Below are 10652 nucleotides of genomic sequence, written 5' to 3'. Positions count from 1 at the left end.
GAAATCCTTCATGAAGCCGATGTCGGCCCCGGCGGCGAAGGCTTTTTCATTGCCGGTGATGACGATGCAACCGATGTTGTCGTCGGCTTCGAAGGTATCGATCGCGGCGCCGATGCCATCGACCACGTCGTTGTTCAGCGCATTCATCGCCTCCGGGCGATTGATGCGGATCAGGCCAACCTTGCCGATGGTTTCAACCAGAACTACTTGAGTCATGTCTGCTCTCCAAAAAAATGGCCGCCCCGGCATCGTGGCCGGGCGGTCCGGATCAAAATATCGCCGCTATCTTACCCAGTTGCCAGACCAGCGTGCTCCAGGCGATGCCCAGCCATTCGTGCAGCGCGTAGTAGGAGGTGCGCAGGGCATGGGCTTGCGGCAGCCATTCGTGCGGCTGCCAGGCGAAGCGGCTGCCGCTCTTGAAGCCGGTCGGTGCCGGCACCACTGCCAGGCCGGCCTGCTCGAACAGTTGCCGGGCGCGCGGCATGTGAAAGGCCTGGGTGACCAGTACGATCCGCCGGATGCCGGCCGCTTGCAGCAAAGGGGCGGAAAAACGGGCGTTTTCCGGGGTGTCGCGCGACTGCGTTTCCTGCCAGCGGGCGCTGACGCCGAATTCCTGGCGCAGGATCTCCGCCATCACTTCGCCTTCGGCCCGGCTGCTTTGCTGTGGCCGGCCGCCGGTGACCAGCACCGGCAGGGCCAGTTGATGGGCAAGCCTGGCGCCGTAACGCAGGCGGAGCAGGGTCCGTTCGTTGGCGGTGTCGCCGCCGTATTCCGGCGCCTCGAGGTCGAGGCCGCTGCCGAGGACAACGATCGCCCCGGCCCCGTCCGGCGTCGTGAACACCGGGCCGGCCTGTCGTTCGAGCGAGGCGATCAGCAGATGGGCGACCGGCGGCAGGCTTTGCAGCAGCAACAGCAGGCCGGCCATGACGGCCAGCCCGAAAGCCCAGCGCCGGCGCCGGTAGAGGCCGGCCAGTGCGAGCAGCAGCAGGCCGTTGCCGGGCGGCAGCAGCAAGGCGCTCAGCAGGTTTTTCAAAACCCAGGCGAAGGACATCGGGAGCGGGCGAGGTGAAAGGGGCTCAGAGTTTGTCCGTGTCATGCGCCGGCGTCAACGCGATGGCCGAAGTGTCCGGTCGATGACAGTTGCGCCACTTCAATTCCTGCTATCTTTGTCGCCACTCAAGCCCGGCCCGGCCGGCGAAAAAAACCGAGGAGACAAGATGACCTACGCGATCGACCCGACCCCGCTGTGGACGCCCAATCCGGCCAGTGCCGGGGCCACCCGCATGGCGCAACTGATAGCCGCCGAGGGCAAGGCGGATTACGCCGAACTTTGGCAATGGTCGGTCGACCAGCCGGCCGCCTTCTGGTCGAAACTGTGGGATTTCTGCGGTGCGGTTGGCGACAAGGGGAGCCAGACGCTGCTTGATGGCGACAAGATGCCCGGCGCCCGCTGGTTTCCCGAGGCCCGCTTGAACTATGCCGAGAACCTGCTGCAAAGGCGCGACGCGGGCGAAGCGCTGGTCTTCTGGGGCGAGGACAAGGTCAAGCGCCGGCTGAGCCGGGCCGAACTCTATGCCGAAGTCGCCCGCTTCCAGCAGTTCCTGATTGCGGCTGGGGTCGGCGAGGGCGACCGCGTCGCCGGCTACCTGCCGAATCTGCCGGAAACCCTGGTTGCCATGCTCGCCGCAACCTCGCTTGGTGCCATCTGGTCGTCGGCCTCGCCGGATTTCGGCGTGCAGGGCGTGCTCGACCGCTTCGGCCAGATCGAGCCGAAGGTGCTGATCTGCGTCGATGGCTACTGGTACAACGGCAAGCCGGTCGATTGCCTGGAAAAGAATGCTGCCGTGGTCGTCCAAATGCCGTCCTTGTTGAAGACGGTGGTCGTCCCCTACCTGAATCCGGCGCCGGCCATTGCCGGCATCGCCCAGGCGCTGAGCTGGACGGACATCCCGGCGGTGGACAGCGCAAAAGAGGTGATTTTCAAACGCGTTGCCTTCGAGCATCCGCTGTACATCATGTTCTCCAGCGGCACGACCGGTGTACCGAAATGCATTGTCCATTGCCACGGCGGCGTGCTGCTGCAGCACTTGAAGGAACACCAGTTGCACAGCGATGTGCGGCCGGGCGACCGCCTGTTCTACTTCACGACCTGCGGCTGGATGATGTGGAACTGGCTGGTCTCCGGCCTGGCCTGCGGCGCGACACTGCTACTCTACGACGGCTCGCCGTTCGCCGGCGGTGGTACGGTGCTCTTCGACTATGCCGCGGCCGAGAAGATGACCCATTTCGGCACCTCGGCCAAGTTCATCGACGCCGCCGCCAAGCTCGGCCTGACGCCGGGCAAGACGCACGACCTGACGGCGCTGCGCGCCATGTTCTCGACCGGCAGCCCGCTCAGCCCGGAAGGCTTCGACTGGGTTTATCGCGAGATCAAGCAGGACATCCTGCTTGCCTCGATTTCCGGCGGCACCGACATCGTTTCCTGCTTCGTGCTTGGCAATCCCGTTCTGCCGGTCTATCGCGGCGAAATCCAGTGTCGTGGGCTGGGCATGGCGGTCGATGTCTTCGACGACGAAGGCCGACCGGTCCGTCAGGAAAAGGGGGAGCTGGTCTGTACCCGGCCCTTCCCGGTGATGCCGGTCGGTTTCTGGAATGACCCGGACGGCCGGAAATATCACGCCGCCTACTTCGAGCGCTTCGCCAACATCTGGTGCCACGGCGACTTTTCCGAGCTGACCGCGCACGACGGCGTGATCATCTACGGCCGGTCGGATGCGACGCTGAACCCCGGCGGTGTACGCATCGGCACGGCCGAAATCTACCGCCAGGTCGAGCAGTTGCCGGAAGTTCTCGAATCGCTGGTCATCGGCCAGGCGTGGCCGCCGGGCAAGGAGGACGATGTCCGCGTCGTGCTCTTCGTCCGGCTACAGGAGGGACAGGTGCTCGACCCGTCGCTGACTGAAAGGATCAAGCAGCAGATCCGCGACAACACAACGCCACGCCACGTGCCGGCCAAGGTCGTGCAGGTCCAGGATATTCCGCGCACCAAGTCGGGCAAGATCGTCGAATTGGCCGTGCGCAACGTGGTGCAGGCGCAACCGGTCAAGAACGTCGAAGCGTTGGCCAACCCGGAAGCGCTGGAATACTTCCGCGGTCGCAGCGAACTAGCCGACTAGTCGCGGCTACCGGTTCTATGCGGACTAGGCCCGGCGGGCGAACAGCGTCAGCAGCGGGGTCAGGCCGGGCACCTTGTGTGCCGCGTCCAGGCCTTTGCCGAACAGCCAGCCGAGCGCTGCGGTAATCCGCCGGCTAGCGGCCGGGCTTTCGATCCAGCGATAAAACAGCGTGGCGGCGCCGATGCTTGCGGTCAACGCGGCCAAAAGGCCAAAAATGGCCGAGGTCGGCGACGACAGCTCGAGCTTGCTATAGAGGCCGTTGGCCAGCAGCAGCACCGGGAAGTGCACCAGGAAGATCGAATAGGAAATCTGGCCGAGGAAGGCCAGCGGCCGGGCGTTCGGCCATTGTTCGAGAAGGCCGGTGCGGCGGCTGAAGCCTAGGGTCAGCGCGACCGCCAGGGCAAGCGCGATGCGCAGGCGGAAATCGACCACCAGCGCGGCGATGGCAACGGTGGCGATGACCCCGAGCCAGGCCGACATCTGTCTGCGCTCCGAAGCCCACCAGGCCGCAGCGCCGAGGCCGTAGGAGCCGAAGAAATAGATCGCCCAGTTGTCCCAGCTCGCATCGCGGTTGAACCAGAACAGCGAGGCGGCGGCCACTGCCAGCACCAGCGCCGGGGCGACCAGCTTGACGCGGCCGAGCCAAAGCAGCACGGCCATCAGCGCAAAGAGCTGAAAATCGATGGCGATGTACCAGACGCCGGCCGACAGCGCATCGAAGCCGAGCAGGCCGTGCATCAGCACGGCATGAGCCAGCCATTGCTTGAAGGTGGCACGGGCCGGAATCGCCTCGTCATCCATCCAGTGGTCGGCGATGGCGGCGGCGGCGATGGCCAGGCCTAGGGCCGCCAGATAAGGTACGGCCAGGCGCAGGTAACGCTTCCAGAGCAGCGGCAGCGGTGAAGCGCCCAGCGCCTGGCCCTGCGCCGACAGCGCGCGGGCGGCGAGGAAACCGGCGATGACCAGGAAAATCTGTACCGCCATCCGGCCGTACTCGAACAGCCAGCCCATCAGACCTGGCAAGGCCTCGCGCGCGGTTGCGGCGAGCGGGCCGTAGGAGGAAAAGTGGTTGAGCAGGACAAGCATGGCCGCGATCGCCTTGAGGGCGTCGATCAGCGGCATGCGGTTGGTAGGCGTACTCATCGAGTGAATTTTACACCGCTTGCTGCGGTGCACAAAAACGAATTCCTGTGTTTTTTGTAGGGGCTTTGTTAAACAAAACGCGCGACAAAGGAATTGGTGTACCGCGCCGGCAAATCAACCCAGACCCGGTGCCCGCTGCCCGGGGCAACCGTGACCGCCTCACCGGCCTTGTTTTCCATGCGGCTCAGCGTCCAGACGTGGTTGCCGGACGGATGTACGCATTCGAGGCGATCGCCGACGGTGAACTTGTTCTTGACCTCGATTTCCATTAGGCCGCGCCCTTCGTCAAAAGCCACAGCATCGCCGACATAGAGACTGCGATCCGATTCGGAATGGCCGCGCAGGTAATTCTGGTAGTCGGCATCGTGGTGGCGCTGGTAGAAGCCGTCGGTATAGCCGCGGTTGGCCAGGCCTTCCAGTTCGCTCAACAGCTTGGGGTCGAGCGGCTTGCCGGCGACGGCATCGTCGATCGCCTGGCGATAGGACTGGGTGGTGCGTGCCACGTAATACGGGCTCTTGGTGCGCCCCTCGATCTTCAGCGAATCGATGCCGATCTCGACCAGGCGCTGGACGTGCTCGATGGCGCGCAGATCCTTGGAATTCATGATGTAGGTGCCGTGCTCGTCTTCCTCGATCGGCATCAACTCGCCCGGGCGCTGTCTTTCCTCGAGCAGGATTTCCTGTTCGGGATGGCTGTAGAAGTTGACCGGTTGGCCGGCCTGCAACGGAGCGCCATCGGAAGTCGATACCTTGTAGTCCCAGCGGCAGGAGTTAGTGCAGGTGCCCTGGTTCGGATCGCGGTGGTTGAAGTAACCGGAAAGCAGGCAGCGGCCGGAGTAGGCGATGCATAGCGCGCCATGCACGAAGACTTCGAGTTCGATATCCGGGCATTGCTGGCGGATTTCGGCAACTTCGTCGAGCGACAGTTCGCGCGACAGGATGATGCGGGTCAGACCGAGCTTCTTCCAGAAACGGACGGCGGCCCAATTCACGGTATTCGACTGCACCGAAAGGTGCACCGCCTGTTCCGGCCAGGTTTCACGCACCATGTCGATGAGCCCGGGGTCGGACATGATCAGGGCGTCCGGTTTCAGTTCGATGACCGGCGCCATGTCGGCGAGGTAGGTGGTGAGCTTGGCATTGTGCGGAAAGATGTTGCTGACGACGAAAAACTGCTTGCCGCGGGCGTGCGCTTCGTCGATTCCTTCCTTCAGCGCGGCGATCGTGCCGAACTCATTGTTGCGCACGCGCAGGCTGTAGCGCGGCTGGCCGGCGTAGATCGCATCGGCGCCAAAATCGAAGGCGGTGCGCATCATTTCGAGCGAGCCGGCAGGGGCGAGAAGTTCGGGCGCCTTGCGCATAGTAGAATCCAGCAAAAACCGCGAATTGTAGAGTGTATGTCCGAAGAAATACTGATCAATTTCACCCCGCAGGAAACCCGCGTTGCGGTCATGCAACAGGGTGTCGTCCAGGAATTGCATATCGAACGGACTGCCAGCCGCGGTCTGGTCGGCAATGTCTATCTCGGCCGCGTCTGCCGCATCCTGCCCGGCATGCAATCCGCCTTCATCGATGTCGGTCTCGACCGCACCGCCTTCCTGCACGTTGCCGATATCTGGCAACCGCGCGAGACGGCCACCGAGCGGCCCATCGAGAAAATCCTGCACGATGGCCAGAGCATCGTCGTCCAGGTCGTCAAGGACCCGATCGGCACCAAGGGCGCCCGGTTGTCGACGCAGATCTCGATTGCCGGCCGCATGCTGGTCTATCTGCCGCAGGAAAAACATATCGGCATTTCACAGCGCATCGAGGCCGAAGCCGAGCGCGAAGCCCTGCGCGAAAAGATTACCCGCCTGGTGCCGGCTGACGAGCCGGGCGGCTTCATCGTCCGCACCATGGCCGAGAATGCTTCCGACGAGGAGTTCGCCACCGACATCGCCTACCTGCGCAAGACCTGGGCCGACATCCGCGACAAGGCCAGGACGTCCGGCCCGCCGGCCGTGCTCTACCAGGAACTGTCGCTCGGTCAGCGCGTGCTGCGTGATTTCGTCAATCCGGAAACCAGCCGCATCGTCATCGACTCCCGGGAAAACTTCCAGAAGCTCAATGCCTTCGCCGACGAATACACACCGGCCGTGCTGCCGTTACTCGATCACTACACCGGCCAGCGGCCGCTGTTCGATCTGCATGGCGTTGAAGAGGAAATCCAGAAGGCGCTGGCCCGCCGCGTCGACCTGAAGTCGGGCGGCTACCTGATCATCGACCAGACCGAGGCGATGACCACCATCGATGTCAATACCGGCGGCTTCGTCGGTGTCCGCAATTTCGACGACACCATCTTCAAGACCAATCTCGAAGCCGCCGTCACCATCGCCCGCCAGCTACGCCTGCGCAATCTGGGCGGCATCATCATCGTGGACTTCATCGACATGGAAAACGAAGAGCACAAGAAGGCCGTGCTCGACGAGTTCAACAAGGCGCTGGCCCGCGACCATACGCGGCTGACAGTGAACGGTTTCACGCAGCTCGGTCTGGTCGAAATGACCCGCAAACGGACCCGCGAATCGCTCGCCCATGTACTGTGTCAGCCCTGTCCGACCTGTGGCGGGCGCGGTGAAGTCAAGACGGCGCGTACCGTCGCCTACGAAATCCTGCGCGAACTACTGCGCGAGGCGCGCCAGTTCAATGCCCGCGAATATCGCATCCTGGCCGGGCCGGCCGTGGTTGACCTCTTCCTCGATGAGGAGTCGCAAGCTCTGGCCATGCTCTCGGACTTCATCGAAAAACCCGTTTCGCTGCAGTCCGAGCCCAGCTATTCGCCGGAACAGTACGACATCGTCCTGATGTGACCGTACCGGGCGGCAATTTGCCCCGTTGTCGGCAGCGGGGCGAGTGTCGCCGGTTCACTTTTCGTCGTCGTCGTCGCTGCCTGCGACGGCGCGCACTCCGGCTGCTGCAACATCAACGGTGGTGCCGACAACTGTGGCCCCGACCTTGACCGTGGTGGCGACCACCGTCACTGCAGCATCGGCAACCGCGACAACTGCACAGCCGGAGAGCGACAGGGAAAGCAGGGCAGTGAGCAGGATGAAACGCATGGAGGCAGTGGTGCTTGCTGGAAGAATGGGTTGATACAAAAGCAAAAAGCCCCGGCTTGCGGCCGAGGCTTTTTACTATTGTCTTGGTGGGGCGTCACAGATTCGAACTGTGGACCTACGGATTAAGAGTCCGCTGCTCTACCAACTGAGCTAACGCCCCAAGATCCCTTTTCGACTGGTGGGTCGGGCGAGATTCGAACTCGCGACCAACGGATTAAAAGTCCGCTGCTCTACCGACTGAGCTACCGACCCGCCTAGGGAGCGCGCATTATATGGATGAATCGAAAAGGCGTCAACGATATTTCTGCATTGTGAAGAATTGTCTTATGTCCGCCGTTGATCCGAAAAGATGACTAGAATCGGAATTTCCGGAGAGCGTATTACGTTTGCATTCGGCTCTCGTCAATTTCTGGAGAACTGAGATGACTGAACTCGATATTTCCCGCTATCAAGACCTCATCGTCACCACGGCGACCGATGTCGGTCTGAAAATCCTGGCGGCAATCGCCTTCTGGGTGATCGGTCGCTGGCTGATCGGTGTCGCGCTGGACATGGTGCGGGCGTCGCTGGAAAAGCAGAAGGTTGATCCAACCGTCCTGCGCTACCTCGGTTCGGTCATTACCGTGACGCTCAATGTCCTGCTGGTGGTCGGGATCCTCGGCTATTTCGGTATCCAGACGACGACCTTTGCCGCCTTGATCGCTGCCGCCGGCGTCGCAATTGGCCTGGCCTGGTCCGGTCTGCTGGCGCATTTTGCGGCAGGGGCCTTTCTGGTGGTGCTGCGCCCGATGAAAGTCGGCGATTTCGTGAGTATCGGGGGGGTCACCGGGACGGTGATGGAGTTAGGCTTGTTTACAACGACGATCAATACACCGGACAACGTGCAGACCATCATCGGCAACAACAAGGTGTTCAGCGACACGATCCAGAATTTCACGGTAAACCCGTTCCGGCGCGTCGATCTGAAGTGCCAGTTATCCGGCGCGGCCGATCATCAGGCAGCCATGGCTGTGCTGCGTGAAAAGATCGCAGCGATTCCCAACGTCCTGCCCGAACCGAAGGTGGATGTCGAGATTCTCGATTTCACGCTGCTCGGGCCAGTGCTGGCGGTGCGCCCTTATTGCCATAACGACCACTACTGGCAGGTCTATTTCGATACCAACAAGGTGATTCGAGAAGCGTTGGCCGAGGCTGGTTTCCCGGCCCCGATGCCGGCCCAGCAGGTAATCCTGACGCAAGCGGTCTGAGTTTTATCCGCTCGGCAAAAAGCCCGCGAAAATGCGGGCTTTTTTCGTGTACACCGCAGCAGTGGGGCGGTTAACCGAGGCGGCGGCAGATTTCCGTGGTTAGCGCGGACTGGTTCATCGAATAGAAATGCAGTCCAGGCGCGCCACCTTTGAGCAGGCGCTCGCACAGTTCGGTGACGATATCTAGGCCGAAGGCGCGGATCGAGTCGGCATCGTCACCATAGCTCTCGAATTTCTTGCGCATCCAGCGCGGGATTTCGGCGCCGCAGGCGTCGGAGAAACGGGCCAGCTTGGTGAAGCCGACGATGGGCATGATGCCAGGGACGATCGGCAGGTCGGCGCCGAGGGCCCGGGCTTCGTCGACAAAGCTGAAATAGGCGTCGGCATTGTAGAAGTACTGGGTGATGGCCGAGTTGGCGCCGGCCTTGACCTTGCGCACGAAGGCGTCGAGGTCGTCCTTCGGGCTGCGCGCCTGCGGGTGCCATTCCGGGTAGGCGGCGACTTCGAGGCTGAACCAGTTGCCGGTTTCGGCCCGGATGAATTCGATTAGCTCGTTGGCGTAGCGGAATTCGCCGGTCTCGGCCATGCCGGAGGGCAGGTCGCCGCGCAGGGCGACGATGCGCCGGATGCCAGCCGCCTTGTAGTCGGCCAGGATGTCGCGGATGCTGGCACGGGTGGAGCCGATGCAGGACAGGTGCGGGGCGGCATCGAAGCCTTCGGCGGCGATTTCCTTGACCACCGAAAAGGTTCGTTCGCGGGTCGAGCCGCCAGCGCCGAAGGTGACCGAGAAAAAGCTCGGTTTCAGTTTCGCCAGCTCGGCACGGACGGTGCGTAGCTTGTCGACGCCTTCCGGGGTTTGCGGCGGGAAAAACTCGATGGAGATTTCAGTATTCATTTATTCAACCAGATGAAAAATTCGCGGTTGCCATCGCCGCCGGTAATCGGACTGTCGAGCCAGGCACGGACCTGCAGACCAAGGTTGGCGGCACACTGGCGAAGTTTGTTTTCCACTTCACCGTAAAGTGCCGGATCGCGGACGATGCCACCCTTGCCGATGTTCGCCGAACCGACTTCGAACTGCGGCTTGACCAGCAGCAACAGGTCGCCGTCGTTCGCCAGCAGGGCAGGGAGTTGCGGCAGGATCAGGGTCATCGATATAAACGAGACATCGCCGACGATCAGCGCGAAGCCTTCGGGCGGAAAGGCCGCACCCAGATCGGCTGCGCTCAGGGTGCGGCAGTTGATGCCCTCGATGGCCGTCAGGCGCGGCTCGCCGAACAGTTGCCGGTGCAATTGGCCGTGCCCGACATCGACCCCGACGACATGGCGGGCGCCGGCCTGCAGCAGGCAGTCGCTGAAACCACCGGTGGACTGGCCGACATCGAGACAGTACTTGCCGGTGACCGTGATACCCGTTTCGGCCAGTGCACCGGCCAGTTTCAGGCCGCCGCGCGAGACAAAGCGATCTTCAGGATCGACTGCTACGGTCAACGTCGTTTCCGGGGCCAAATCCAGCGCCGGCTTCTTAATCAGGCCGCCCGACCAGCTAACCCGGCCAGCCGCGATCATCCGCTGGGCTGCGGTTCGTGAGGCAGCGAGGCCGGCTTCGACGAGCAGCTGATCGACCCGGGGCACTCAGTGCTTTCCTTGCGGAAAGAGCAGGGCGCTGAGCGCCCAGGAAATCAGGCTGTAGGCGATCGAACCGAGTAGTGCCGGCCAGAAGCCGCCGACGTTGAAACCGTCGACCAGATTGCCGGCGAACTGGAAGAGCAGGGCATTGATCACAAAAATGAACAGGCCCAGCGTCAACAGCGTGACCGGCAGGGTCAGCAATATCAGCAATGGCCGTAGCACGGCGTTGATCAGCCCGAGCACGAGGGCGACGATCAGCGCCGTACCGAAACTCGCCACCTGGACCGACGGCACGACGTAGGGCAACGCCAGCAGGGCGAGCGCGTTAATGATCCAGATGGCAAGCAGGCGCATGG

At 62.6% G+C, this 10652-nt stretch carries 11 protein-coding genes and 2 tRNA genes; 3 read left to right on the top strand and 10 right to left on the bottom strand.

The genetic code is table 11. The annotated features are described in order from the left end of the window. Positions 1-216, bottom strand: a 216-nt coding sequence (locus GH663_RS19865; RefSeq protein ID WP_211371217.1) for an enoyl-CoA hydratase-related protein, incomplete at its 3' end; no start/stop codon positions are given. Between the two features lie 52 nt (positions 217-268). Next, a complete protein-coding gene (locus GH663_RS19860; protein ID WP_153133322.1) occupies positions 269-1051 on the bottom strand; it encodes a YdcF family protein in 783 nt (260 codons plus the stop codon). A gap of 166 nt (positions 1052-1217) precedes the next feature. Here GH663_RS19860 and GH663_RS19855 point away from each other — a divergent pair, with 166 nt between their 5' ends. Next, complete coding sequence (locus GH663_RS19855; protein ID WP_153133321.1) at positions 1218-3176, top strand: acetoacetate--CoA ligase; 1959 nt, start codon at positions 1218-1220, stop codon at positions 3174-3176. 24 nt (positions 3177-3200) lie between these two features. Here the strand turns inward: GH663_RS19855 and GH663_RS19850 are convergent, their stop codons facing one another. Beyond that, positions 3201-4319, bottom strand: a complete 1119-nt coding sequence (locus tag GH663_RS19850; RefSeq protein WP_153133320.1) for an acyltransferase family protein — start codon at positions 4317-4319, stop codon at positions 3201-3203. Positions 4320-4387: 68 nt separating this feature from the next. Further along, on the bottom strand, positions 4388-5680 hold the full coding sequence (gene trhP, locus GH663_RS19845; RefSeq protein WP_153133319.1) for a prephenate-dependent tRNA uridine(34) hydroxylase TrhP: 1293 nt from the start codon (positions 5678-5680) through the stop codon (positions 4388-4390). A 36-nt stretch (positions 5681-5716) separates the two neighbouring features. On the opposite strand from trhP, the gene rng reads away from it, so the two are divergent. Beyond that, a complete protein-coding gene (gene rng / locus GH663_RS19840; RefSeq protein ID WP_066883270.1) occupies positions 5717-7168 on the top strand; it encodes a ribonuclease G in 1452 nt (483 codons plus the stop codon). 54 nt (positions 7169-7222) lie between these two features. Here the strand turns inward: rng and GH663_RS19835 are convergent, their stop codons facing one another. The 3 genes from GH663_RS19835 to GH663_RS19825 all read right to left on the bottom strand — a co-directional run bounded on the left by GH663_RS19835 (position 7223) and on the right by GH663_RS19825 (position 7669). Next, a complete protein-coding gene (locus GH663_RS19835) occupies positions 7223-7417 on the bottom strand; it encodes a hypothetical protein (protein WP_153133318.1) in 195 nt (64 codons plus the stop codon). 84 nt (positions 7418-7501) lie between these two features. After that, positions 7502-7577: transfer RNA gene (locus GH663_RS19830), tRNA-Lys, on the bottom strand. A 16-nt stretch (positions 7578-7593) separates the two neighbouring features. Continuing rightward, positions 7594-7669 (bottom strand) — tRNA-Lys (locus GH663_RS19825). A 170-nt stretch (positions 7670-7839) separates the two neighbouring features. Here GH663_RS19825 and GH663_RS19820 point away from each other — a divergent pair. Then, positions 7840-8664 (top strand): mechanosensitive ion channel family protein, encoded by an 825-nt coding sequence (locus GH663_RS19820; protein ID WP_153133317.1) that lies wholly within the window; start codon positions 7840-7842, stop codon positions 8662-8664. Between the two features lie 70 nt (positions 8665-8734). On the opposite strand, the gene metF is transcribed toward GH663_RS19820, so the two are convergent. Genes metF through GH663_RS19805 form a run of 3 tightly spaced genes read right to left on the bottom strand, consistent with a single transcriptional unit; the run spans position 8735 to position 10650 of the window. Next, positions 8735-9559 carry a methylenetetrahydrofolate reductase [NAD(P)H] gene (gene metF / locus GH663_RS19815; RefSeq protein WP_153133316.1) on the bottom strand — a complete coding sequence of 275 codons (825 nt, stop codon included), beginning with the start codon at positions 9557-9559 and terminating at the stop codon, positions 8735-8737. After that, positions 9556-10299, bottom strand: a complete 744-nt coding sequence (locus GH663_RS19810) for a TlyA family RNA methyltransferase (protein ID WP_153133315.1) — start codon at positions 10297-10299, stop codon at positions 9556-9558. Before GH663_RS19810 ends, metF begins: the two co-directional genes overlap by 4 nt. Beyond that, positions 10300-10650: a phage holin family protein gene (locus tag GH663_RS19805; protein ID WP_153133314.1), complete on the bottom strand. Its 351-nt coding sequence runs from the start codon at positions 10648-10650 to the stop codon at positions 10300-10302. Positions 10651-10652: the final 2 nt, after the last annotated feature.

The organism is Dechloromonas hortensis, assembly GCF_009469765.1.
GTDB lineage: Bacteria > Pseudomonadota > Gammaproteobacteria > Burkholderiales > Rhodocyclaceae > Azonexus > Azonexus hortensis.
Note: the sequence above shows the minus strand (reverse complement) of the source record. Positions and strands in the feature narration are given on the sequence as shown.

Coding starts and splice junctions, on each gene's coding strand:
- GH663_RS19860 (WP_153133322.1), bottom strand. CDS start 1,051: ATGTCCTTCGCCTGGGTTTTGAAAAACCTGCTGAGCGCCTTGCTGCTG.
- GH663_RS19855 (WP_153133321.1), top strand. CDS start 1,218: ATGACCTACGCGATCGACCCGACCCCGCTGTGGACGCCCAATCCGGCC.
- GH663_RS19850 (WP_153133320.1), bottom strand. CDS start 4,319: ATGAGTACGCCTACCAACCGCATGCCGCTGATCGACGCCCTCAAGGCG.
- trhP (WP_153133319.1), bottom strand. CDS start 5,680: ATGCGCAAGGCGCCCGAACTTCTCGCCCCTGCCGGCTCGCTCGAAATG.
- rng (WP_066883270.1), top strand. CDS start 5,717: ATGTCCGAAGAAATACTGATCAATTTCACCCCGCAGGAAACCCGCGTT.
- GH663_RS19835 (WP_153133318.1), bottom strand. CDS start 7,417: ATGCGTTTCATCCTGCTCACTGCCCTGCTTTCCCTGTCGCTCTCCGGC.
- GH663_RS19820 (WP_153133317.1), top strand. CDS start 7,840: ATGACTGAACTCGATATTTCCCGCTATCAAGACCTCATCGTCACCACG.
- metF (WP_153133316.1), bottom strand. CDS start 9,559: ATGAATACTGAAATCTCCATCGAGTTTTTCCCGCCGCAAACCCCGGAA.
- GH663_RS19805 (WP_153133314.1), bottom strand. CDS start 10,650: ATGCGCCTGCTTGCCATCTGGATCATTAACGCGCTCGCCCTGCTGGCG.